A 22,975-nucleotide genomic window follows, 5' to 3' on the forward strand; every position below is an offset into this window, starting at 1 on the left:
TATTTAAAAAATTTAAAGCAGGAATTATTTTGATAATATTCGTAATCAATAACCAAACTATTTATAAAGTGTTAATTTATACTTTCTTCTGAAGCTAGCTTGACGAACTTCTGCCCGAGCGTTGTCCAACCTCGCGCCCATGACTGCGGAGCCTACGGCAGTGGGTTGTAGCCTCACTCTTTAGCGCCACAGACACCGGCAAGTCCCTTGCAACACCATGGGAGCCATTTTCTTCTTTCAGACCGCGACCATAGAAAAACTATCACCTGCAAACCGGCGCAAAAAAGAAATGCACCATTTTACAGGTGGCAAGACTTGAAAAATAAAAATATTTTTGTGATCCTTAAGCAGATAAGGCGCAGAACTTTTCCACTGCTTCTGCGTCTTTATTTGCGTTCAATTTTCCAGACACAAAATTGTTCGTATTGCATCATGCACACTGCTGCCCGGTGTTTAATCGTAGCCAAAAGGTGATTGTTTTTTCTTATGCCGCTTTCCGCAACCACACTGACGCAAGACCCTGTGGCGGTCTCCATTCAAAAGGAAATTACGCCCTACGTCTCCTCTTTCAGAGCGTGGTTGAGTTGGCTACCGGCCCCCATTGTGTCTCTGCTCGTGCTAGTTCTTGTCGGGCTGGTGGCGGGGTTGGTCAGCCGTCTGGTGACAGACCGCATCCTTATGCGCCTACCGGGCAGCAAGGGGGCGGTTGTACGGTCCTTCACCAAGGCGCTGCGGCGGCCCGTACGGCTGAGCATCATGATTCTGGCCATGGGTGTGGCACTGCCTGTGAGTGGCCTGCACAGCACCTTGCAGGATGGGGTGGGGCATCTGTTGCTCATCTCCTTCGTGGCGGTGATGGGCTACGGGATTCTCATGACCGTGCGCGTGATCTCGGACGCCTACCTGACCCGTTTTTCTGAAGCCGATCAGGAAGACGATATTCTGGCCCGCAAGCACGCCACCCAGTTCCGGCTCCTACGGCGTATGGCAGAAATTTTGATCTGTGTTCTGACCATCGGGGCGGAACTCATGTCTTTTGAACCGGTGCGGGAATACGGCCTCAGCCTTTTTGCCTCGGCTGGAGCGGCCTCTCTGATTGCCGGTCTGGCAGCACGGCCTATTCTGGCCAATCTGTTCGCCGGGGTTCAGATTGCCATGACACAACCCATCCGTATGGGAGACCTGATTGCTTTTGAGGGTGATTGGACATGGGTGGAGGAAATTACTTCCACCTACGTTGTGCTTCGGGCCTGGGACTGGCGGAGACGGATTGTGCCCATAGCCTATTTTCTGGACACGCCTTTTCAGAACTGGACTTATAATTCAGCCGAACTGATTGGCGCAGTCTTCCTGTATGTGGACTACCGCGCCCCCGTGGACAAGATACGCGCCAAATTGGAAGAAATTGTACGCGGTTGCCCACAGTGGACGGGAAAAGACTTCAGTGTGCAGGTGGTGGACTGCAACCAGCACATCGTGACCATTCGTATGACCGCCAGCGCACGCACCGCCATAAGAAGTTGGGATTTGCGCTGCGAAGTACGGGAAAAAATTATCCGCTGGATGTGTGAGGAATGCCCTGAAGCCCTGCCCCGCACCCGCTTTGCCATGACACCAGCAGAACAGAGTGCCACCCAGCCACCCCTTGCACAGCCAATACCGCCCGGTGCTGGCACCCCACCCGTTGGGCCGTTTGGGCCATTTGATACCCCGCCAGCCCTGAGCTCTTCCTACACGCCGTCTGCCCCCGGCATAGTTCAACAACCATAAAAAAATGGCAGCCCCTTAAAAAGAAAGCCGCCATTTGGAAAAACTCGGTCCTGCTACGCTGGCATGTTAGTCCTGCGTGATCTGGTCAAACACGCCGTGATCCGCAAAATGTTTCTTCTGCACAGCGGCCCAGCCCCCAAGGCTGGCGACGTCAAATGTCTCAACCTTCGGGAAAACGCTGGCAGTTTCTGCCGCTATGGCAGGATCAACTGGGCGGAAGTAATGCTTGGCGCCAATCCGCTGCCCGGTGGGAGAAAACAGGAAGTTGACGTAAGCCTGTGCCGCAGCCTGTGTGCCATGCTGTGCAACATTCTTGTCCACCACAGCAACGGGCGGTTCAGCCAGAATGGTCAGTTTGGGCACGACAATATCAAACCGATCCGGCCCAATATCCTTGGCGGCCAGCAGGGCCTCATCTTCCCACGCCAGCAGTACATCCCCCAAGCCGCGCTGGACAAAGCTGTTGGTAGCGCCGCGTGCGCCGGTGTCTAGCACAGGCACATGCTTGAATAACTGCTTGAGGTACGCACGCGCTGTGTCTTCAGACCCGCCAGGCTGGTGCAGCGCCCATCCCCATGCAGCCAGGTAATTCCACCGTGCGCCGCCAGACGTTTTGGGATTAGGCGTTACAACCTTGACGTCATCGCGGATCAAGTCAGACCAATCCTGAATATGTTTGGGGTTGCCCTTACGCACCAGAAAAACAATCGTGCTGGTATAAGGTGTTGAGTTATGGGGCAGGCGCTTTTGCCAGTCTGTTGCCAGAAGGCCGTGCTGAGCCAGCACATCAATATCATACGCCAGACCAAGCGTTACAATATCAGCCGGAGCCCCTTCCAACACGGAGCGGGCCTGTGCACCGGAGCCGCCGTTGGAGGTCCGTACAAATACGCTGCTACCAGCATGATCCTTGCTGTATGCAGCGGCAAAAGCCTTGTTGATTTCCGCATACAGCTCGCGCGTTGGGTCGTACGAGACGTTGAGCAGAGTGGCCGTATCCGCCAGTGCCTGCTGGTGCAGTGTAAACCCGGATGCCGCGCCGCCAGCAGCCAGCAGGGCTGCCGTTAAAACCTTACGCCGTGAGAAAAGACCAGACACGGTTTTGCCCCCTGTTCCATTCTGACACCCCGGCTGTTTGTAGGGTTAACGCCGGGATAGTGATTGCCTGTTAAATTCCACGCTATCACTCGCGTATTTTGCGTCAAGATAAAACACAAGTTTTTGTGTTTTTTTATGCCTTACTTTACCCCCATGTTTGGCCTCAGACCGTATCTCCTAACACCCAAAGCCGCGCACCCAACACACCGCAAACTCTTCTGCGGCCAAAAATACACACTCACTATGCACGAATGAGAATGTTAATTTTTGATCATTGCGGTTTGTTCTTGTTTGTGTATTTATTTTTATATCGTTTTTTATCGTATTTTATAGTGTTTGCAGGGTCTCCATGGTCGGCTTTCAGGCTTCAGCAGTTTCGCGGTTCTGTGTTCTTGCTTCTTCGTCTGCTGCGTGTCTGGCGGTTGCCTTACTGCGCCCGGCCATCGCACAAACAGCAGCGCCAGTAGCCCAGCCAGCACCGTCTGCCGTTGCTACCACAGGCACACCCGCCACCCCCGCCAAAGCGCGGGAGACCATTACCGTGCACGCCCCCCCTTTGCCCAACATTGTGCTGTACCCGCACGCCACACCAACCGGGCAGCCTATACGCACGACCGGCGCGCAAGGCCGAACCTCTGGCAGGCAATATGACTGGGGCGTATTCAACCGTGGCAACGGAGAGGCCGCGGGCTTTGGCCCGGTGGGGCAATATGGTGTTGCCCCATGGGCAGAAGACTGGAGCCGCCTGCGTGACAAAAGCAAACGGACAGACCCTCTGGACGTCCTTAAATTTATAGCTCTGAACGAAAACAAGACCATATGGCTCAGCTTTTCGGGTGAAACCCGCCTGCGTAACTGGTTTGAAAGCCGCCCCAATCTGGGCACACAGCACAATAATGATTCAGGACGTTTTGGCGTGCGCAACCTGTACGGCGCAGACCTACACCTTGGCGAGCATGTGCGCTTTTTTGGGCAATTAATTAATGCGGATGCCGGAGGCTGGAACTATTATGGATACGGCTCCACCTTCAGGAAACGGCTTGATGTCCAACAAGCTTTTGTAGAAACACGTTGGAACATGCTGGGGGCCAAAAGTGGCTTCATGTTCGGGCGGCAGCAATTTGTGGGTGCGCCTTCCTACATGCTTTACAGCCGGGAGACACCGAATGTTCCGCTCTCCTGGAACGGTTTTCGGGGGTATATGGTCTGGCCACGCTTCCGCATTGACGGGTGGGACTTTGTGCAGACAAACGATTCCTACACAAAAATGTTCCATGACACTGAAAACTATAATACCCGCCTGTATGGTTTTAACATGACGTGGGCCCCGCCAGATGGGCACTTTATGGGAGACAGAAGCTACTCATTTCTGGATGCTTTTTATGTTGGCTACAAACTTTCCGGGTCAGGTGGGGCAATAGCTGGCCCAAACAACACAAGCAATAATGGCTCCAATACGCGCAACAACTTTGGGGTACGCTGGCATGGGCTGGCCGGGCCATTTGAATTTTCATTAGGCGGCATCTGGCAGGGTGGGGTTTTCCGTTATGCCAAAACAGATCAGGCGCGCAACGTGAGCGGCTATGCCATCAATACGCTTGTTGGTTACCGTATTCCCAAAGATCGTTTCCATACCTTTATGGGTGTGCAGACAGACGTCTATTCCGGCGGCAACAAGGATAAGAAGAACGGTACAATCGGCACTTATATCTCTCCGTTTAATCCCCAGACCAATTATCTGGACACCACAACCTATATGACCGGCTCTAACCTGATTAGTGTTGCCCCACTTATACGCGCAACATTTTTCAAATCTGTCAGCTTACAGGTCAAATACCCGCTCTTCTGGCGGTATAGTACACAGGACCCCATTTACCGCTCATCAGGCTTTTATAAATTTGCCCATGATTTTGATGGCAAGTTTATTGGCATGGCACCGCAGGCGTCTCTTGCCTGGCAGATCACGCAACATCTGTCCTGGACGCAGTATGTGTCACGCTTCATGACCTCCAACGCCCTGAATAAAGCAGGTGGGTCCAGCGCGACCTATTACCAGTCCAACTTTGTGTTCAGGTTTTAAACCCGACCTTCAGGCGTGACCGGTCTGGCCTGTAAGCTGCACCGGATCCAGATTGATGGCGGCAAGAGCCTGCCGCCATTTGCCATCAAAATCCTGCCCAAACACAATCTCCGGTGTGGCGGGGGCTACCAGCCACGCATCCTGTTGCAGGATTTCTTCTTCCAATTGTCCAGCAGACCAACTGGCATGCCCCATAGCCAATAGCGCATTACGCGGGCCTGCCCCCTCCGCCAGAGTTTGCAGCACGGCAAGAGAGGCGCTGAGTGTTACGTCTGGCGTAATTGCCAGCCCGCCCTCACTTTCCCAATCGGAGGAATGCAGGACAAAACCGTGCGTTACGTCCAGCGGCCCCCCCGCACTCACCCCAATGCGCCGCACAGGCGGCACGGGCGTAATGTGCAACTGTTCCAGCAGTTCATCCAGACCGGGGGCAGGCAAACGCCGGTTGACGACAAACCCCATAGCCCCGCCATCAACCGTATGGGCGCACAGATAAATAACCGTGCAGGCAAATGGGGTGTCACCCAGGGCTGGAGACGCGACCAGAAGCTGGCCAGCGAGAGACGGAACCTGATCCGCCATACGGGAGGATGAAGTATAATGCCGAGAAGCCATAGGTCCGATATGCGACCGGCTTTGCGTTTTGGCAACCTTTGTCTGCTACGCTAGCCGATGGCCAGATACACACATAAGAGGCATACCGAGTGTGAGAGACACCTGCGCAAGGCACCTCCGCTCTGTTGAGAAATAAAAATTTGAACGTTTTTACAAATTTTTTATTCGGTTGTACTGTCGGCCCATCATAAGGGAACCATCATGAATAAACTGACCAAATTCCTGCACATCCTTGATAGCTACCACATTACAGAAGGCGATAAATTCCGCCTGAAGGATCATAACCCCAATGATGACGGGAATCTTGGTTTAACCAAGGAAGATGGGTCCGAGCTGCTGAAAGAGGTCAAGCATCGGTTACAGGACCTGCAGGAACTGCTTTACGCCAACCAGAAGCAGTCCGTGCTGATTATTCTGCAAGGCATGGATGCGGCTGGCAAGGACGGCACAATCAAGCACGTTATGTCCGGCGTTAACCCGCAAGGTGTGTCTGTTGCCTCCTTCAAGCAGCCCGGCCCGACAGACCTGCTACATGGCTTTTTATGGCGTATTCATGCTGCGGCCCCACAGGCCGGGCGCATCGTCATTTTTAACCGCAGCCAGTATGAAGATGTGCTGGTCACCCGCGTTCACCCTGAACTGCTAGACCGCGAACACCTGACCGGCCCTATTGATACGCCAGAATTCTGGGAAGGCCGCTACAAGGACATTCGCCACCTTGAGCATTACTTCTCCCGCCAAGGCACGCTGGTGCTGAAATTCTTTCTGAACATCTCCGCCGATGAACAGAAAGAACGCCTGCTCTCCCGTTTGGAAGAACCGGAAAAACGCTGGAAATTTTCTTCGTCTGACCTCAAGGAACGCGAATACTGGGACCAGTACCAGACAGCGTATGAGGATGCCATTCAGGCCACGGCTCGCCCCTACGCACCATGGATTATCGTGCCCGCCAACCACAAATGGTATGCGCGGCTGGTGGTCATTGGCACCATTATTCGTGCCCTGACACACCTGCAACTGCAACTCCCTCAGCCTGCGCCGGACGTTACCCAGCGGCTGGATGACTACCTTGCACGACTGAAAAACGAAAAATAAGGTCTCCCCGCAAAGTATCGGCCTGTTGCGGAACAGGCCGATGTTTCCTACAGACGCTTACCCCATGCCGTGGCTGTCCCAGCCGGTGGACCATGGCACCGTCAGAACAAAGGTTACTCCCCCTATGGTTGCCCCCGCCTTTTTACGCCCCCTGCTGGCTGCGGGCCTGCTTACGCTTACGGCTCTTCCTTACTCCGTAGCAGCACAGGCTGAACCCACCGCAACGGTTCCGGCAAGCTGCGATAACCGTGATTTTCTGGCAAAGCAGTTTGCATTTGAAAATGGCGGCTCCAAAGCGGATGTGCCGGTGCATATTTGCGGCACGGTGCTGGCAGTGAGCCCCAAAGCCAAGCGCACACGCAGCGGCTGGCATGGTTATTTTTATGTGGCTGTCACGCCTTCCATTTCCATCCGCATTGTCTCCGGTCTGGATGAAATGAAGGCTCCGAACTGGCCTTGGGTTGCAAAAGGCGATCAGGTGGAAGTTGTAGGCCGGTATTATTACGACTCCATCCGCCGTCAGGGCATCGACTGGACGCACCATGGCACAGGCTGGTCATGGCCCGTACCCGGTTATGTTACTGTAAATGGCCATAAATACGACTGAGCCATCACGCGACCCACCATAAAAAAAGGCCAGTCCGTATGGTGCGGACTGGCCTTTTTTGTTTCCCGCTGTTGGGGAGAGGCTGCCGTTACCCGGCTGCTTCTTCCTCACGTTTTGTGCTGCGCTCTTTACCAGCCCCGTCGGCCCGGTCGGGTGTGTTGCTTTCGATAATATCAAAGGTCAGCGCACCGTTTTTCAGACCGATCTTGACCGCGCCACCTTTGGTCAGCTTGCCAAACAGCAGTTCTTCCGCCAGCGGTTTCTTCAGTTCTTCCTGAATAACGCGGCCCAGTGGGCGTGCACCATACAGGCGGTCATACCCACGCTCTGCCAGCCACTCCTTGGCTGCGGAAGACAGTTCCAGCGTCACGTTGCGGTCTGCCAGTTGGGCTTCAAGCTGCAACACAAACTTCTCGACCACGCGGCCCACCGTTTCCGGCGTGAGGTTAGCGAACGGAATAATGGCATCCAGACGGTTGCGGAATTCCGGGGTGAACAGGCGTTTAATGGCCTCTTCATCCTCACCCACACGGGTGTCGCGCCCAAAGCCAATAGCCTCCTTGCTCAGGTCTGCCGCACCGGCGTTGGTGGTCATGATCAGAATGACGTTTCTGAAATCCACCGTTTTCCCGTTATGGTCCGTCAGGCGGCCGTGATCCATAACCTGCAACAGCACGTTATAAAGGTCTGGATGCGCTTTCTCAATTTCATCCAGCAGCAGAACCGCATGGGGGTGCTGGTCAATGGCATCGGTCAGCAGACCGCCCTGATCAAACCCGACATAACCGGGAGGTGCGCCCAAGAGACGGGAAATGGAGTGGCGCTCCATATATTCCGACATATCAAAGCGGATCAGCTCAATACCCAATGTTGCAGCCAGCTGACGCGCAACCTCGGTCTTACCAACCCCGGTGGGGCCGGAGAACAGATAGTTACCAATCGGCTTTTCAGGGTCACGCAGGCCTGCACGGGACAGTTTGATGGCGTCTGACAGGGTATGGATGGCCTTGTCCTGCCCAAACACCATGTTTTTCAGGTCACGGTCCAGCGCGCGCAGTACTTCCTTATCATCCGCCGAGACACTTTTGGGCGGAATGCGGGCAATACGCGCAATAATGTCCTCAACATCCTTCAGGTTCACGGTCTTGCGGCGTTTACCTTCTGGCAGAAGCATGCGGGAGGCCCCGACCTCATCAATCACGTCAATGGCTTTGTCGGGCAGTTTACGGTCATGGATATACTTGGCAGCCAGTTCCACCGCGCCACGAATAGCCTCTTCCGTGTACCGCACCTTGTGGTGTTTTTCGTAGCTGCTTTTCAGGCCACGCAGAATCTTCACCGCATCTTCAACTGACGGCTCAGGCACATCAATTTTCTGGAACCGGCGCACAAGCGCACGGTCTTTTTCAAAGTGCTGGCGGAACTCTTTGTACGTGGTCGAACCAATGCAGCGCAATGTGCCCGCAGCCAGAGCAGGCTTAAGCAGGTTGGAGGCATCCATCGCTCCACCAGAGGTAGAGCCAGCACCAATCACGGTATGAATTTCATCAATAAACAGGATGCCATTGCGGTCCTGATCCAGCTCGGTCACCACAGCTTTCAGGCGTTCTTCAAAATCCCCACGGTAACGGGTACCGGCCAGCAAGGCCCCCATGTCCAGAGAATAGATGGTGGCCTTCAGCAGCACTTCCGGCACATTGCCTTCAACAATGCGGCGGGCCAGGCCTTCGGCAATGGCTGTTTTACCTACGCCGGGGTCACCCACATACAGGGGGTTGTTCTTGGTGCGGCGGCACAGGATCTGGATCGTGCGTTCAACTTCCTTGTCCCGCCCAATGAGCGGATCAACCTTGCCTGCCTGTGCTTTGGCATTGAGGTTGACGCAGTAGGTGGAGAGCGCTTCCTGATTCTTCTGTGTGCGGGCTTCCCCGCGTTCGGGGTCTTCGCCTTTGTCAGGGCCGGACTCCGCATTGTTCTTGCCTGTGCCAGTCACCGGGCGGCGTGTGGAGCGGTCAGGCGCCTTGGCGATGCCGTGCGACAGGAAATTGACGGCATCCAGCCGGGTCATGTCCTGCAATTGCAGGAAATAGACCGCATGGCTTTCCCGCTCGGCAAACAGGGCAACAAGCACGTTGGCACCCGTCACTTCATCACGCCCTGTGGACTGTACATGAATGGCCGCACGCTGGATAACGCGCTGGAAGGCGGCCGTTGGTTTTGGCTCGGTCGGGCGTTCAGACGCCAGCCCGGCCAGATCTTTATCCAGAAAATTCGTCAGGTCTGTCCGCAGGCGGTCAAGGTCGACCCCGCAGGCACGAAACACCGTAACAGCATCAGCATCGTCCACCAGCGCCAGCAGCAGATGCTCCAGCGTTGCATATTCGTGGTGCCGTTCACCGGCTAAAATGAGAGCTTGATGTAGCGTCTGCTCCAGATTGCGTGACAACATGATGAGACGCTCCTTTCCCCGTTCTGCCAGAGTGTGGGCTAAGGATGCCTGCATACTCTGGTGGCCTGTTTTCATATTTGGCCGCTTTGAGAGGAATTGCGAGTCAGAAAGCGCGTAAAAATTGCGCTATGACGTTTTTTTTTCCTGAAGGCTCCGAAAAACTACAGATAACGCCAGCTTTCCCGCAAAGCAGGTGTTTACTCTTTTTCAATTGTGCATTGCAGCGGGTGCTGGTTCTGGCGTGCCAGGTCCATCACCTGCGTGACCTTTGTTTCCGCTACCTCATAGGTAAACACACCGCACACCCCTACCCCGCGCTTGTGCACGTTGAGCATGATGGACGTAGCCTCATCTCTGTTCTTGCTGAAAAATCGCTCAAGCACATGCACCACAAATTCCATGGGCGTGTAGTCATCGTTGAGCATCAACACTTTGTACATGGAGGGTTTGCGGGTCTTGGGGCGGGCTTTCACCACAACGCCGCTATCGCTCCCATCATCACCCGACTCCGTGCCACCACCCTGGCGGCGTGATGGACCATTGCCCGTGTGCAGAACAGTAAAAGAACGGGACGCCATCAGTACAGAACTCCGTTGCCAATTTTTAAGGAGATGATCCTATACCACAATATTGGCATGGCATCCCACTGATGGAAGGGGGCTTTGCGCCTGAATGGCAGAGTTATCAAGCCTTCTGGCGTGCAGATGCCTTATTCAGGCCACAAATCAGGCTGAGACAGGATGTGAAGAATACCGCGCAAGGATAAGGATTCTCTCCTTTTTTCACTGTTGCGGGCTTGCAATCTATGAGACGAGACTGACATTATCCTGAGAAACACAGGTGGGACGCGCAGTGGCACATACCGGCAAAGCAGGACGCAGAAAACACACCCCAACCCAGTCTGCTGAATATAAGCAGAACAGAAAGAGAACGTCCAGTCGAAAATGGATTGGGCTGCTGGCGGGTGTTGCGTTAGGCACCGTTGCGACCCAGCGTAACGCCCATGCGCAGTATGCAGGCCAGCTTAGTTCTATTGTGATGGACGCTAACACCGGTGCCGTTCTGTCCCAGACAGACCCGGACCTGCGCCGCTACCCTGCCAGCCTGACAAAACTGATGACGCTGTACCTGACGTTCTCGGCACTGCGTGCCGGGACGATCACGCTGGACCAGCTTGTGCCCGTCTCCATTCATGCAGCAACCATGGAGCCCTCCAAACTTGGGGTTGTGCCGGGTAGCCGCCTGACCGTGCAGCAGGCCATTCTGGCGCTGGTCACAAAGTCCGCCAACGATGCTGCCTGTGCCCTTGGTGAATTTCTGGGTGGCGGGAGCGAACCACAGTTTGCTGCCCTCATGACCCAGCAGGCCCGCGCGCTGGGTATGAGCCGCACCACCTTCCGCAATGCCTCCGGCCTGCCAGACCCGGACCAGCTTACCACGGCGCGTGACCTCGCCACACTGGGCAGACATCTGATCAATGACTTCCCGGAAGACTATCATTACTTCTCCACCGCTGCCTTCCGCTTTCATGGCCGGATGATCCCTAATCACAACCCCATGCTGAAAGCCTATGTGGGCGCGGACGGCATGAAAACCGGCTATACAGAAGAAGCAGGCCGCAACCTTGTGACATCCGCCCTGCGCAGTAATGTGCGGCTGGTTGGTGTTGTTATGGGCGCGTCCAGCAATGGCCAGCGGACTCTGGCCATGGCAGACCAGCTTGACCGTGGGTTTGATGCTGAGGGCGTTGCCCCGGTTGAACGGCCACTGGTTCTGGCACGCAACATCGTCCCTGCTCATCACCATGCAGGGCGTGTGATTGTTCTGGCGGCAGCCCATTCTCATGCGCCGCTGGAAGTGGCCGAAGCGCCCGTAGGCCGCCGTGGTGTGCACCATGTACGCGCCACACCAGTCGCCAACGGCCACCATCTCCGGCTTATTGGGGCAAAAGTGCATCCGGCTACAGCCAGCACCAGCAAGCATACGCTGCATAAAGCACACGCAACACGCAGCAGAACCTGATTTTATGACACTTTCCCCCGCTTCCTGCCCGGAAGCGGGTTGCCTTTAAGGCGGCTGCGTTCCATTTTGCTGTCTGGATAAGGGCAGCTTTAAAAATCGTGCCACAAGGTCTGGTGTGCCAAGAGCACCACCCCTCCCTGCTGATTTTTAAAGCTGCTCTACAGATCTGCAAAACGAATGGAGCACTCAGTATGGCTGGCAGACACGGTATTGTTCTGCATAACGAACACGACTTTCAGGGCCTGCGCGCCGCGGGCCAACTGGCAGCCGCCACGCTTGACATGATTACCCCTTACGTCAAACCCGGGGTAACGACAGAAGAACTCAACCAGATTATTCATGATTACACGCTGGCACACGGTGCTGTTCCAGCCCCGCTGAATTATCGTGGTTTCCCAAAATCCTGCTGCATTTCCATCAATCACGTGGTGTGTCACGGCATACCGGGGGAAAAGAAGCTTCAGGAAGGGGATATCGTCAATATTGACGTCACCTCCATTCTGGACGGGTGGTATGGTGATACCAGCCGCATGTTCACGGTAGGCAAGACCCCGGTTAAAGCCAACAAACTGATCAAAACAACCTATGACTGCCTGATGCGTGGCATTGATGTTGTACGCCCCGGCGCAACATTGGGGGATATTGGCCACGCCATTCAGGTACTGGCTGAACAGAACCGCTACTCCATTGTGCGGGACTTCTGTGGCCATGGCATTGGCCGGACCTTCCATGCTGAACCAACAGTGCTGCATTATGGCCGCCCTGGTGAAGGCATGAAGCTTCAGGCTGGTATGGTGTTTACCATTGAGCCAATGCTGAATATTGGCCGCGCGGATGTGAAAATTCTGGAAGATGAATGGACCGCCGTCACAAGGGATCGCTCCCTGTCCGCCCAGTTTGAACACATGCTGGGGGTTACGGAGACGGGATGTGAAATCTTCACCCTCTCTCCTGCTGGTTATCACTGCCCACCTTACCCCACCGAAGGCTAAAGCTGCATGACCTATCTGCCCTGCCCCGCCCTGCCCCGTAGCGCCTCGGTCCGGCGTTGTTCAGCACTGGTGCTGCTGGCCTGTGCCACTGTCTGGCTGCCTGTCAGCGCACAGGCCGCACAGCCAGCCTCCGCACCGGACCCGCTGGCTTACGGAAAAGAGCAGCCTAATGGTCTACCGCCATTGGCACCTACACCGGGCAAAAACGGCATGGCAGTTTCCGCACAGAAACTGGCTTCTGACGTTGGGGCAGATATTCTTGCCAAAGGTGGTAATGCCGCAGATGCCGCCGTGGCCATGGGGTATGCTCTGGCCGTGGTGTACCCCGCAGCCGGCAATATTGGCGGCGGCGGCTTTATGATGCTGCGCCAGCCCGGCAAACCCTCCATTTTTCTGGACTTCCGGGAAAAAGCGCCCTTAGCCGCCAAGGCAGACATGTATCTGGACGCGCAGGGCAATGTGCTGGCCGAGCAATCCGTCACCGGCTGGAAAGCCGTGGCGGTACCCGGCACTGTGGCCGGGCTGGACAAAGTGTTGCACCGCTGGGGCCATCTGTCCCGTAAGGCTGTTATGGCTCCGGCCATCAAGTTGGCGCGTGAGGGCTTTGTGCTTCAGGCCGGGGACGTGGAACTGCTGAACACCTCCACCGACGCCTTCCGTGCAAGCCCGGAGGCCAAGGCTATCTTCCTGCGGCCAGATGGCTCCCCTCTTCAGGTAGGGGACCGGCTGGTGCAGACCAATCTGGCCAACACCTTGCAACTGGTGGCGGACAAAGGGCCAGACGCCTTTTACAAAGGCCCGATTGCCAAAACCATTGTCGAGGCCTCCCGCAAGAATGGCGGGCTGCTGCAACTGGCAGATTTTGCACAGTACAAAACGCGCGAACTCACGCCGCTTAGCTGCCAGTATCGCGGATATCTGGTTGAAACCGCCCCCCCACCCAGCGGGGGCGGTATCGCGTTGTGCGAAATTCTGGACATTCTGTCCGGCTATGACATGCATGCTCTTGGCCTGCATACGGCACCGGCCTTGCAGCGCGAAATTGAGGCCATGCGCCACGCCTATTCTGACCGCCGCAGCCTGGGAGACCCGGCTTTTGTGCACAACCCAACCCGCCACCTGCTGGACCCCGCCTATGCCGAACAGGTGCGGGCACATATTCCCACTGATGTTGCCATACCCTCCGCAAGCCTGAGGGAAGGGGAAACAACACCGGAAAAGCACGAGACAACGCAGTTCTCGGTTATTGATAAAAACGGGCTGGCCATCTCCACCACCTACACGTTGAATGGCTGGTTTGGTGCCAAGGTGATTGCGGGCAATACCGGCTTCTTCCTGAATGACGAGATGGATGACTTCTCCGCCAAGCCAGGTGCGCCTAACATGTTTGGCATTGTTGGCAGCGCGGCCAATGCCATTGCGCCGGGTAAAACACCGCTTTCTTCCATGTCGCCCACCATTGTTTCCAAAGATGGCAAACCGGTTCTGGTAATTGGTAGCCCAGGTGGCTCGCGCATTCCCACCATTGTGCTGTCTGTTATTCTCAGTGTGGTAGATTATGGGCTGGACATCCAGCAGGCCATTGACCTGCCCCGCCTGCACCAGCAGTGGATGCCCGAAGCTGTGGAAATTGAATCCGGCGCGGTAGCGGCGGACGTGCAAAAAACCCTTGAGCACGAAGGCTACAGCTTCTCCCCTCATGCCCCGTGGGGTATGCCGGAGGGCATTTTGGTTGGTGGCCCCAAATTGGGCACCAAGGGCGATGCCCGCTATTATGGCGGCTTTGACAGGCGGCATGAAGGCGGCGGAGCTACAGGCGAATAAATGCCTGCCGGCCCGCGTATTCTGGTAAGCGCCTGCCTACTGGGGCAACCGGTGCGGTATGATGGCTCTGCCAAAACACTACAGCACCCGCTGTTACAGCACTGGCAGCAGAATGGGTGGGTTGTTTCCCTCTGCCCGGAACGGGCAGGCGGTATGCCCACACCCCGCCCCGCAGCAGAAATTGCCAACGGCCTGTCCGGCCGGGATGTGGTGGCAGGGCACGCACTGGTGCGTGACACAACGGGAGCGGATGTAACCGCCCCGTTTCTGGACGGCGCACAGGCCGCGCTAGCACTTGCACAGCAGGAAGGCTGCACGGTCGCCCTTCTGATAGACGGTAGCCCCTCCTGCGGGAGCCTGATGATTTATGATGGCTCTTTCACCGGACAGAAACAGGCTGGGGAAGGTGTGACAGCCGCCCTGCTACGCCAGAACGGCATTGCCGTTTTTGCCCCGGCTGACATTGAAAAGCTGGCTGCCTCTCTTTCGTCTTTCTGAAAGCCCGCTTGCATCTTCTGGCAAGAGGCGTAAGGCGATAGCCATGAAAAAGAGAGTGCGCCTTCTATTATTTTCCTTGTTGTTACTCACCCACGCGGCTGCGGCCCATGCCCAGACAACATCGCCGCTGGAGCAGCGCGTAGCAGCCCTTGCACGCGCCATTAACGGAAGTGGCAAATTACCGCTGGAAATTAGTCCCGGCACAAAAGTGGTGCAGTGCGAAACCACTGGCACGACATTGGTGATCGATATTGATGTCGGGCATGACTATGTGCTCAGGCGCACTGTCCAGACAGATTTGGCCCGCAGCGCCAAGGCGCTGGCCATGCCCAGCCTGTGCCGCAACGCGCTTTATGCGCCGCTTATCAAGGATGGCATGTCACTCCGTCTGGCATACCGAAACCCGGAAACAGCTACCACTTTCCTCTCCTATGTCATTACACCTCAAGAGTGTCTGACGGTCAGCCAAGCCCCGGATGACCCGGAACTAATCAGGAATTACCTGGAAGCGACCGTAAGGGCTGAGAAGAAATCTTTTCCTCTCACAATAGAGTTCATGACGTTTTTTGATGCTCAGGTCGTTGGCAACAGTATTCTCTACAAAATCCGCATTGCCGATGCTGATACAGTCACATTCATCAAAAACAAAAATAACACTGCTTCCATGCAGCGCATCTTGTGCAAGGCGCTGAACAAACCGACCCCCTTCAATCTGGATATCGGCACGCGGATTGAGTTGTACGACGCGCATAATATGCCGTTGAAAACCGTTCTGCTCTCACGGCAAACCTGCGGCGCACCGGCCATAACCAGTCAAAGCGCACAATAGCGGACGTGCCCTGCGGCAAGGAGCAGCTTGTTCTTAAAGACGGTCCAGAACGTGGGGGGTGCCCTCCGGGTCACGCACGGTCGTTGGTCCCTCCACATAGCCGGGGCCGAGGGGCACCTTGCCGTAGCCACCGGGAATATCCAGCACATAGGTAGGCCATGCCAGCCCCGTCACCCGCCCGCGCAGGCCTGCTAGCAGGCGCTGCCCCTCAACCACTGGCACATGAAAACGGGCTGTACCGGGGGCTGGGTCAAGCTGGTGCAGGTAATAGGGGCGCATCCGCACGGCAATCATGCTGCGGAAAAGGGCCTCAAGCGCTTCCTCCGTATCATTCACACCCCGCAGCAGGACAGACTGGCCCAAGAGCGGGATCCCCCTCCGCACAAGGCGCTTCAGACACGCCTGCGCAGCGGGCGACATTTCACGGACATGGTTGATATGGACGGCCATCCAGACAGACTTGTCAGACTCCAGAGCGTCCATCAGGGCTTCTGTCACACGCTCCGGAGCGGCCACTGGTACGCGGGTATGCAGCCGGATAGTGGTGACATGCGGCATGGCGGACAGCGCCGTCATAATATGCCCCAACCGGCGCGGGGAGAGCATGAGAGGGTCCCCGCCCGTTAAAATGACCTCCTGAATTTGCGGATGCGTACGAAGCCAGTTCAGAGCATTTTCCAGGGCTGCATCATCCAGCACACCGCCGTCCGGCCCTACATGCTCCCGCCGGAAGCAGAAGCGACAATAAAGCGGGCAGACCAGCAACGGCTTTAGCAAGGCCCGGTCTGCATAGCGGTGGACAATACCGGGCACAGGGGAAAGCGCGTTATCCCCTATGGGGTCTGAGCGTTCTGCTGCCGTAACCTGCAATTCATCGGGGGAAGGAATAACCTGTAGGCCTATGGGGTCAGTCGGCTGGTCTATCAGGTCAAGAAAGGCCGGAGGGATGGCTGTTGCATAATGCTGTGCCACCTCGGCCAGAGCCTCCTGCTGGCTGGCAGGCGCCAGACCGGCGGCGATAAGCTCCTCTGTCGTGCGGATCAGCTTACGGGTGGAATTTTGGGGCTTGACCGAATGAGACATGGCACGCCTCTACTCTCACCATGTCCAGTCCTGCAAGCACACACACCGCTTTATTTACCGCTCCCACCACGCCAGACCCCGACCATATACGGGACCGGCTGCCGTTTTTACATCGGCGCGGGCTCATGCAGCGCGGCATACGCGCCTTTCTGGAAGGGCACGGCTTTATGGAGGTGGAAACTCCCTACGCGGTGCCTGTGCCGGGAGAGGAGGTGCATCTCAGCCCCTTCCACACGGTGCGGAATACCCCACAGAGGGAGCAGGAGCCGCTGTTCCTGCATACCAGCCCGGAATTTGCCATGAAGCGCATTGTCGCCGCGACCGGGCTGCCCGTGTTCCAGTTTGCGCGGGTGTGGCGTAACGGGGAGCGCAGCGCCCTGCATGCGCCGGAATTTACCATGCTGGAATGGTACCACCCGCATCTGGGGCTGGACGGGCTGATGACTGAGACAGAAGCCCTGATCAAAGCTGTTCTTCCTCCCACGCTGGAAAGGCCCACTCTGGCCGGCCCATCCGTCACGCTTGATCTGACACAGCCTTTTGAACGCCTGACCATGACGGACGCCTTCCAGCGCCATGCGGGGCTGGACCTATTGCCGACTGAGGGCAATGCAGCCGCCTTGGCTGCGGCCGCACACTGTACGCTGCGGGAGGGAGAAACGTGGGAAGACCTGTTCTTCCGCCTGCTGCTGGAACGAATCGAACCTGCAATAGGCCGCACACGGCCTACGTTTTTGACCCACTGGCCTGCCAGCCAGGCAGCATTGGCAAAACGTGACCCGCAGGACCCCAGAGTCGCGCTGCGGTTTGAACTCTATGCCTCTGGCATGGAGCTTGCGAATGCGTTTGAGGAACTGACAGACCCGACCGAACAACGTGCCCGTTTTGAAGCAGACCGTGCCGCCCGCACGGCCCAGTACCCTCAGCGCCCTGACTGGCCGATTGACGAGCAGCTTCTGGCAGCCCTGCCCCACATGCCCCCGTGCTCAGGCATTGCACTGGGCTTTGACAGACTGGTCATGCTGGCCTGCGGCACGCCTTCCATAAACGATGTCTTGTGGATAAACGCTTAGTCTGCAAAATATATCCGTGATATTATGTTCTAGATGGCCCGGTGCCGTGCCGGGTCTGCATGTTTCATCCTGTCGGAATTTGGCCATGACATACAGAAAACTGTTTCTCTTGGTGAGCATGCTCTCTCTGGCGGCCTGTCAGGTCCCCACTGAAAAAGAACGTCGGGTGCTCGACTCCATGATCGGCAAGCAGGCTGTGGATGTTGTCCGCACGTACGGCGTACCCACGCGTGAATTCACGTCCGGCACTCATACCTTCCTGTCCTACATCAATCAGCAGACCGATTACACCAGCATGGGTGGCTGGGGGTATGGCGGCGGCTGGGGTTACGGTGGCTGGGGCGGCGGTTGGGGTGGTGGCTGGGGCGGACCCGGCTGGGGTGGCGGTTGGGGCTATGGCGGCCCATCCACCGGCACTGCCTACACCTACACCTGCCAGACCAATTTTGAACTTGTAAACGGAATTGTAACCGCATGGACCTTGCGGGGCGATGGATGCTGAGTCTGCCAAGCGTGATCTGCCGCACTTCCTGCCTTATGATCATGGCATGACTTTCTGGGAGACCTCCATGCGGCACCCCCGCGCCTCGGCTTTATCTGTGTTCATACCGGCTTTTGCGCGCTGCAAGCCGCTTGTGGTTTCCCCCGTTCTACTGGGTGCTGCTCTGGGACTGGCCGGGTGCCAGAGCCATGCGCGGCAGGATGTATACACGACCGCCAGTTCCACCTGCACTTACATGATGCCGACAGTCTCTGGCACCCGAACCTACGAACCCCGTAAGGTCGATGCATCAGACGATAAAAAATCGCCCGACAGTGCCATTGCCTACCCGGACCCTGAGACCCCGGCCTCCTGCGACCGGCCTTTGTCCGACACACTGCCCACCTCGATCGAGCTGGCGGACTACACCCGTGGTCTGACCGTGACCGGGCTGCTCCAGCTTTTGCAGCGCAGCGGGCCTTATACGGTGTTTGCCACCCCCAACTCAGCGCTGGAACATTATGACGCCCAGACGGGCGGCACCCTGATGGCCGAGCAAAATACCACTGCTCTCCAGCAACTGCTGGGGTACACCATTGTGCAGGGCAAATGGCCGCTGGACAAAATCAAGACGGCTGCGTTGAACTCCCCCACCCACTCCGTTGGTTTGCCAACCGTTCAGGGCCGCCAGCTCTCTGCGTGGGTGGACGCACCCACGGGTCAGGTAATTATCGGGAATGGTGAGGGCCAGACCTCCCGCCTCTGGGTTACCGGTATTCCGCAGTCCAACGGCGTGCTGTATTTTACGCAGTCTCTGGTTACACCGCCGGTTAAACCAGTGGTGACAGCCCAGAAAGCGCCCCATCCGCCGCGCGTTTTGAAAGCGCCTCGTACCCCGACCGCAAAAGCGGTTGTGCCAGCACACGCGGCCCCGCCCTCCGTTGCCGTAGTGCCGTCCGCAGCAACCCAGCCTTTGCCCGGTCACCGGTCCGCAGCACAGGGGCATGATAGCCTGACAACACCAACAGCCTTACAACTGCCCTGAGCATTGACCGTACAATCTGACTAAAAAAGGCCCGCCGGAGTGCTCTCCAGCGGGCCTTTTTCATGCTCTGACCCTGCCCGCACTATCGTTACGGGCAGAGAAGATAACAGTCTTAGAGGAGAGACTGAGCTTTGTTCAGAACCATGCTGCACAGCTTGGTTTTGAGTTCACCCTTAAGGTTGGCCAGAGAATACATCTGGTTATCCCCTGTCTGAAGCAAACCGTTCTGACCGGCTGCATAGGCGCTGGATGAGGTCACATCAGATTTCTGTGTCAGGTTGCTCAGCACGGATGTTGCCGTTGACTTGGCACCCTGCAGGGCATTGTTCTGCACGCAGTAGCCCAGAATACCGGCAATATTACCCGTGCTGCTGGAAGACAGGCTTGGCAACATGCTGCCAACCATGCTGGACCCGGCACTTTTGGCGCTGCTGGTCGCGGTGGACAGGGCATCTTTACCTAGGCTGCCCCAGCTTTGGGCCTGTGCTGCGTTTGCACCAACCAGACCAAACGCAAGCGCAAGCGCTGCAAATTTTTTCGTTGTAAGCATATGCCTCATCCTCAATCCGTAAGTGGGACGCCACAGCGGGCCATTGCCCCTGCGCCCATCTTTCAAAAAACCAAGAGAGTATATAGAAAAAGCCGGTGGCTGAACTATGGCCAAATACGGCCTGACCCGCGCGTTAAGCGGGTACTTGCCATGCTTCCGGCTTATCCCAGAATGAGGAACCGGGCAGAATGAAGTCCACCCCAGTTTGCGCAAACTGGGCAAGTTCAGCGGCTTCCGGCACATCGGCCACGGCGGGCAGTTCCATCATCATGCACCACCACTGCACTAGAGCAGCCAGACTTTCCGGCTCAGCATCTGTCAGGTTGTCATCTTCCTGACGGGGGCCGGTGGAGGCACTGAACAGCACGTAATCCGCGCCGCTTTCGCCCGCGCGCATGGCGGCGTCCCGGCTGGTGCCAACGGTTATACCCAGCTGCAGGTCATCCCCCAGCGCCTTGCGGATATCCCGCACACTGCCACCCGTAAAGGCGGCGGAAAGATGCACACCGTCACAGCCCGTCTTCTGGGCCAGAGCGGGACGGTCTTGCAGCATCAGGGCAATATCCTGCCCCTGCACAAGCGGCTGAACTGTTTTGATGATCTTGATAAGCTGTGCCTCTGGCGCATCGGCCAGCCGGAGCAGCACGGCAGCAGGGCACTGGCGTGCCAGACCCTGCGCCAGAACAGGCAAAAATGCCTCACCATCCTGCAGAATGGGGGTGGCGAGATAGAATTCAATTGCCGTCATAACGGCCCTCCCTCGCGGCCCATCCTGCGTTCACGTTTCCGTGTTTAGCTTTTAAAGATGGTGATGATTTTGTCCAGCAGGTCAAGTGCTTCAGCTTTCGGGCGCTGGAACACGTTACGACCGATGATGGAGCCAAAGCCGCCGCCATCCTGAATACCCTGAATGGTGCTCAGCAGGTTGTCCGTACCGGTTTTGTCACCACCGGAGAAGATAACGATACGGCGGCCAGCAAAGGAAGACTGCACGACGTGGCGGATACGGGCTGGCAGGGTGGAGATGTCAATATTGTTCTGCTCATAAGCAGCTTTGTTGGCATCCAGCGCCACCAGTTCCTGCGGGGGCTTCACTTTAATGATGTGGGCGCCACACAGCGCAGCCATATGGGCAGCATATGCACAAACGTCCACAGCGGTTTCTGCCGGTTTGTTCAGCAGCGGGCCGCGCGGGTAGCTCCACAGAATAACAGCCAGACCAGCTGCCTTGGCTTCAGAAGCCAGTTCGCGGAATTCTTCCATCTGCTCAAAGCAGTATTCAGAACCCGGATAAATGGTAAAGCCAATACCAGCACAGCCAAGGCGCAGGGCGTCAGCAACCGTGCCGGTGACGGCCTGGTCTTTTTCCGTTGCAAGGCTGTTGGAGCTGTTGCATTTCAGAATAAGCGGAATTTCGCTGGCATATTTGGCAGCGCCACATTCCAGCATGCCCAGAGGGGCTGCGTAACCGCTCAAACCAGCTTCAATAGCCAGTTCAAAATGATAATGTGGGTCATAGGCCGCAGGGTTTGCTGCAAAAGAACGGGCTGGCCCGTGCTCAAAACCCTGATCAACCGGGAGAATAACAAGCTTACCCGTGCCTGCCAGCTTACCGGCGTTCAGAAAGCGGGCGAGATTTGTTTTGGTTCCTGGACTGTCGCTCTCATACTGGTCAAGAATAGCTTTAACCTGGGGGGTAAGCGTCATTGAGAGATCCCTTCTCTAGCTTGTTTTCCGCTCTTACGTGGCGGGTTCACTGTTTTTGCAATAGCTCTGTGAGAAATGCGCGGCAAGGTGCGTTGCGTCAGATAATGGGGCTATAAGGTCAAATGATGGCGGACGCGTTATGAAAACGTGACCGCCGCGCTGCGTGTAAAGCGCCCGCACCGCCTGTGTTCCGGGGGAGTCGTTGTGCAATACAATCAGCCTTTGCTCATGCATGGCAGCCATCATGGCGTATCCTGCATTTCTGTCACAATCCAGTATGTGTGGAAAGCGGCAATTAGCCTGTCTTTCTATTGTCTTAATAAGGGTCTGCCACCACACGACACCCAGGTACCCCGCAGCACCGGGTGCTGAAATAAAGCCAAACGCCGCCTTACCCTGCTGCCAGAAAGGTACCCCCGCCTGCCGTGCCGCCTGACAGACTGCCATACCAGAGGCATAATCATGCAGTGTAAAGAGCCTGTCGGGGAGCGAAAAAAGTGACAAAACAGAAACGTTTTCCATAACCATGCTTGACGCAGCCGCGTTTGCGGGCGATTCCTCAAAAGACTGAAGGACAATGACTTAATGCAGGACCAGGCCGTGGCGCAGTCTTTACCAGACAAAAACGAACCAGCCGACACACAGGCTCAGACGACCCTGCCTGCCGAGCATGAAGACCCGTTAGCCCGCCTTGACCGGGCGTTGCAAAGAATCTCCTTTGCGCTGGAAAAAGGCAAGCACGCCCAGCAGCGTCAGAACTTTGATGCGCAGGAACTGGCCGCCAATGTAGACGCGCTGATAAGCCGAGTGCGGGACACGTTGGCCCAGACTGCTGGCACGGAAGAAACATGAGCATGGCCACAACCTCAATCCGTATTAACGGGCACAGCTATTCTGTCGGGTGCGAAAACGGGCAGGAGCGCCACCTTCAGGCCATGGCCTTGCTGGTAGAACGGAAAACCCAGCAGGTCCGGGCCATGGGCTTTACCGGAGAAAGCCATGTGCTGGTTCTGGCAGCCCTTCTGCTTGCTGATGAAATTCAGGACCTGTCCGCGCAGCTTCTGCCAGAGAGCACAAATCAGGCCGTGCAGGACGTAGAACGCATGCGCGCAGAGCAGGCCCTGGCCACCACACGACTTACTGATTTGGCCGAGAAC

General features: G+C 56.5%; 22 protein-coding genes and 1 pseudogene. 14 read left to right on the top strand and 9 right to left on the bottom strand.

Going from position 1 to position 22,975, the window contains the following annotated elements:
* Positions 1-486 precede the first annotated feature (486 nt).
* Positions 487-1,770, top strand: a complete 1,284-nt coding sequence (locus tag Abci_RS03310; protein WP_048837740.1) for a mechanosensitive ion channel family protein — start codon at positions 487-489, stop codon at positions 1,768-1,770.
* Positions 1,771-1,836: 66 nt separating this feature from the next.
* On the opposite strand, the gene Abci_RS03315 is transcribed toward Abci_RS03310, so the two are convergent.
* Positions 1,837-2,868, bottom strand: coding sequence for a sulfate ABC transporter substrate-binding protein (locus Abci_RS03315; RefSeq protein WP_048837741.1), 1,032 nt, complete (start codon positions 2,866-2,868; stop codon positions 1,837-1,839).
* A gap of 349 nt (positions 2,869-3,217) precedes the next feature.
* On the opposite strand from Abci_RS03315, the gene Abci_RS03320 reads away from it, so the two are divergent.
* Positions 3,218-4,948, top strand: coding sequence for an alginate export family protein (locus Abci_RS03320; protein WP_084597496.1), 1,731 nt, complete (start codon positions 3,218-3,220; stop codon positions 4,946-4,948).
* 9 nt (positions 4,949-4,957) lie between these two features.
* Here Abci_RS03320 and Abci_RS03325 read toward each other — a convergent pair whose 3' ends face one another.
* On the bottom strand, positions 4,958-5,563 hold the full coding sequence (locus tag Abci_RS03325) for a YqgE/AlgH family protein (RefSeq protein WP_084597497.1): 606 nt from the start codon (positions 5,561-5,563) through the stop codon (positions 4,958-4,960).
* Between the two features lie 201 nt (positions 5,564-5,764).
* On the opposite strand from Abci_RS03325, the gene Abci_RS03330 reads away from it, so the two are divergent.
* On the top strand, positions 5,765-6,658 hold the full coding sequence (locus tag Abci_RS03330) for a polyphosphate kinase 2 family protein (RefSeq protein WP_048837742.1): 894 nt from the start codon (positions 5,765-5,767) through the stop codon (positions 6,656-6,658).
* A 124-nt stretch (positions 6,659-6,782) separates the two neighbouring features.
* Positions 6,783-7,265 carry a DUF3465 domain-containing protein gene (locus tag Abci_RS03335; RefSeq protein WP_048837914.1) on the top strand — a complete coding sequence of 161 codons (483 nt, stop codon included), beginning with the start codon at positions 6,783-6,785 and terminating at the stop codon, positions 7,263-7,265.
* An 88-nt stretch (positions 7,266-7,353) separates the two neighbouring features.
* On the opposite strand, the gene clpA is transcribed toward Abci_RS03335, so the two are convergent.
* Together clpA and clpS are read right to left on the bottom strand one after the other, a co-directional pair.
* Complete coding sequence (clpA, locus tag Abci_RS03340) at positions 7,354-9,714, bottom strand: ATP-dependent Clp protease ATP-binding subunit ClpA (RefSeq protein ID WP_048837915.1); 2,361 nt, start codon at positions 9,712-9,714, stop codon at positions 7,354-7,356.
* Positions 9,715-9,911: 197 nt separating this feature from the next.
* On the bottom strand, positions 9,912-10,292 hold the full coding sequence (gene clpS / locus Abci_RS03345; RefSeq protein ID WP_084597498.1) for an ATP-dependent Clp protease adapter ClpS: 381 nt from the start codon (positions 10,290-10,292) through the stop codon (positions 9,912-9,914).
* 274 nt (positions 10,293-10,566) lie between these two features.
* Here clpS and Abci_RS03350 point away from each other — a divergent pair, with 274 nt between their 5' ends.
* The 5 genes from Abci_RS03350 to Abci_RS03370 all read left to right on the top strand — a co-directional run bounded on the left by Abci_RS03350 (position 10,567) and on the right by Abci_RS03370 (position 15,879).
* A complete protein-coding gene (locus Abci_RS03350; protein WP_048837917.1) occupies positions 10,567-11,736 on the top strand; it encodes a D-alanyl-D-alanine carboxypeptidase family protein in 1,170 nt (389 codons plus the stop codon).
* Positions 11,737-11,927: 191 nt separating this feature from the next.
* Complete coding sequence (map, locus tag Abci_RS03355) at positions 11,928-12,728, top strand: type I methionyl aminopeptidase (RefSeq protein WP_048837918.1); 801 nt, start codon at positions 11,928-11,930, stop codon at positions 12,726-12,728.
* A 15-nt stretch (positions 12,729-12,743) separates the two neighbouring features.
* Complete coding sequence (ggt, locus tag Abci_RS03360; protein ID WP_371861403.1) at positions 12,744-14,552, top strand: gamma-glutamyltransferase; 1,809 nt, start codon at positions 12,744-12,746, stop codon at positions 14,550-14,552.
* Positions 14,553-15,050 carry a DUF523 domain-containing protein gene (locus Abci_RS03365; protein ID WP_048837744.1) on the top strand — a complete coding sequence of 166 codons (498 nt, stop codon included), beginning with the start codon at positions 14,553-14,555 and terminating at the stop codon, positions 15,048-15,050.
* Positions 15,051-15,093: 43 nt separating this feature from the next.
* Entirely contained in the window at positions 15,094-15,879 is a 786-nt protein-coding gene (locus Abci_RS03370; RefSeq protein ID WP_048837745.1) for a hypothetical protein, read from the top strand.
* 33 nt (positions 15,880-15,912) lie between these two features.
* Here Abci_RS03370 and Abci_RS03375 read toward each other — a convergent pair whose 3' ends face one another.
* Positions 15,913-16,962, bottom strand: a complete 1,050-nt coding sequence (locus Abci_RS03375; protein WP_048837746.1) for a lysine-2,3-aminomutase-like protein — start codon at positions 16,960-16,962, stop codon at positions 15,913-15,915.
* Between the two features lie 20 nt (positions 16,963-16,982).
* On the opposite strand from Abci_RS03375, the gene epmA reads away from it, so the two are divergent.
* The 3 genes from epmA (at position 16,983) to Abci_RS03390 (ending at position 19,561) form a co-directional block, all read left to right on the top strand.
* Positions 16,983-18,035 (top strand): EF-P lysine aminoacylase EpmA, encoded by a 1,053-nt coding sequence (gene epmA, locus Abci_RS03380; protein ID WP_048837747.1) that lies wholly within the window; start codon positions 16,983-16,985, stop codon positions 18,033-18,035.
* 85 nt (positions 18,036-18,120) lie between these two features.
* Positions 18,121-18,537 (top strand): hypothetical protein, encoded by a 417-nt coding sequence (locus Abci_RS03385; RefSeq protein ID WP_048837748.1) that lies wholly within the window; start codon positions 18,121-18,123, stop codon positions 18,535-18,537.
* Positions 18,527-19,561: a fasciclin domain-containing protein gene (locus tag Abci_RS03390; RefSeq protein WP_244877569.1), complete on the top strand. Its 1,035-nt coding sequence runs from the start codon at positions 18,527-18,529 to the stop codon at positions 19,559-19,561. The genes Abci_RS03385 and Abci_RS03390 overlap by 11 nt, the downstream gene beginning before the upstream one ends.
* A 112-nt stretch (positions 19,562-19,673) precedes the next feature.
* Here Abci_RS03390 and Abci_RS03395 read toward each other — a convergent pair whose 3' ends face one another.
* From Abci_RS03395 to Abci_RS03410, 4 genes are all read right to left on the bottom strand, one after another.
* Positions 19,674-20,111, bottom strand: coding sequence for a DUF2501 domain-containing protein (locus Abci_RS03395; RefSeq protein WP_048837749.1), 438 nt, complete (start codon positions 20,109-20,111; stop codon positions 19,674-19,676).
* A 133-nt stretch (positions 20,112-20,244) separates the two neighbouring features.
* Positions 20,245-20,859: a thiamine phosphate synthase gene (locus Abci_RS03400; protein WP_048837750.1), complete on the bottom strand. Its 615-nt coding sequence runs from the start codon at positions 20,857-20,859 to the stop codon at positions 20,245-20,247.
* 44 nt (positions 20,860-20,903) lie between these two features.
* A complete protein-coding gene (locus Abci_RS03405; protein ID WP_048837751.1) occupies positions 20,904-21,818 on the bottom strand; it encodes a class I fructose-bisphosphate aldolase in 915 nt (304 codons plus the stop codon).
* A 33-nt stretch (positions 21,819-21,851) separates the two neighbouring features.
* On the bottom strand, positions 21,852-22,340 hold the full coding sequence (locus tag Abci_RS03410) for a hypothetical protein (RefSeq protein WP_146806880.1): 489 nt from the start codon (positions 22,338-22,340) through the stop codon (positions 21,852-21,854).
* Between the two features lie 63 nt (positions 22,341-22,403).
* Between Abci_RS03410 and Abci_RS03415 the strand changes: the two genes are divergently transcribed.
* Both Abci_RS03415 and Abci_RS14125 read left to right on the top strand, forming a co-directional pair.
* Positions 22,404-22,670, top strand: a complete 267-nt coding sequence (locus Abci_RS03415; protein WP_048837753.1) for a hypothetical protein — start codon at positions 22,404-22,406, stop codon at positions 22,668-22,670.
* 2 nt (positions 22,671-22,672) lie between these two features.
* Positions 22,673-22,867, top strand: a pseudogene (locus tag Abci_RS14125) (cell division protein ZapA); the annotation flags it as partial.
* Positions 22,868-22,975 lie beyond the last annotated feature (108 nt).

This window comes from Acetobacter cibinongensis (genome assembly GCF_000963925.1).
GTDB lineage: Bacteria > Pseudomonadota > Alphaproteobacteria > Acetobacterales > Acetobacteraceae > Acetobacter > Acetobacter cibinongensis.

Bases quoted from the DNA above. Each gene is read 5' to 3' on its own strand.
- Abci_RS03310 (WP_048837740.1), top strand. From the start codon at position 487: ATGCCGCTTTCCGCAACCACACTGACGCAAGACCCTGTGGCGGTCTCC.
- Abci_RS03320 (WP_084597496.1), top strand. From the start codon at position 3,218: ATGGTCGGCTTTCAGGCTTCAGCAGTTTCGCGGTTCTGTGTTCTTGCT.
- Abci_RS03325 (WP_084597497.1), bottom strand. From the start codon at position 5,563: ATGGCTTCTCGGCATTATACTTCATCCTCCCGTATGGCGGATCAGGTT.
- Abci_RS03330 (WP_048837742.1), top strand. From the start codon at position 5,765: ATGAATAAACTGACCAAATTCCTGCACATCCTTGATAGCTACCACATT.
- Abci_RS03335 (WP_048837914.1), top strand. From the start codon at position 6,783: ATGGTTGCCCCCGCCTTTTTACGCCCCCTGCTGGCTGCGGGCCTGCTT.
- clpA (WP_048837915.1), bottom strand. From the start codon at position 9,714: ATGTTGTCACGCAATCTGGAGCAGACGCTACATCAAGCTCTCATTTTA.
- clpS (WP_084597498.1), bottom strand. From the start codon at position 10,292: ATGGCGTCCCGTTCTTTTACTGTTCTGCACACGGGCAATGGTCCATCA.
- map (WP_048837918.1), top strand. From the start codon at position 11,928: ATGGCTGGCAGACACGGTATTGTTCTGCATAACGAACACGACTTTCAG.
- Abci_RS03365 (WP_048837744.1), top strand. From the start codon at position 14,553: ATGCCTGCCGGCCCGCGTATTCTGGTAAGCGCCTGCCTACTGGGGCAA.
- Abci_RS03370 (WP_048837745.1), top strand. From the start codon at position 15,094: ATGAAAAAGAGAGTGCGCCTTCTATTATTTTCCTTGTTGTTACTCACC.
- Abci_RS03375 (WP_048837746.1), bottom strand. From the start codon at position 16,962: ATGTCTCATTCGGTCAAGCCCCAAAATTCCACCCGTAAGCTGATCCGC.
- epmA (WP_048837747.1), top strand. From the start codon at position 16,983: ATGTCCAGTCCTGCAAGCACACACACCGCTTTATTTACCGCTCCCACC.
- Abci_RS03385 (WP_048837748.1), top strand. From the start codon at position 18,121: ATGACATACAGAAAACTGTTTCTCTTGGTGAGCATGCTCTCTCTGGCG.
- Abci_RS03390 (WP_244877569.1), top strand. From the start codon at position 18,527: ATGGATGCTGAGTCTGCCAAGCGTGATCTGCCGCACTTCCTGCCTTAT.
- Abci_RS03395 (WP_048837749.1), bottom strand. From the start codon at position 20,111: ATGCTTACAACGAAAAAATTTGCAGCGCTTGCGCTTGCGTTTGGTCTG.
- Abci_RS03400 (WP_048837750.1), bottom strand. From the start codon at position 20,859: ATGACGGCAATTGAATTCTATCTCGCCACCCCCATTCTGCAGGATGGT.
- Abci_RS03405 (WP_048837751.1), bottom strand. From the start codon at position 21,818: ATGACGCTTACCCCCCAGGTTAAAGCTATTCTTGACCAGTATGAGAGC.
- Abci_RS03410 (WP_146806880.1), bottom strand. From the start codon at position 22,340: ATGGAAAACGTTTCTGTTTTGTCACTTTTTTCGCTCCCCGACAGGCTC.
- Abci_RS03415 (WP_048837753.1), top strand. From the start codon at position 22,404: ATGCAGGACCAGGCCGTGGCGCAGTCTTTACCAGACAAAAACGAACCA.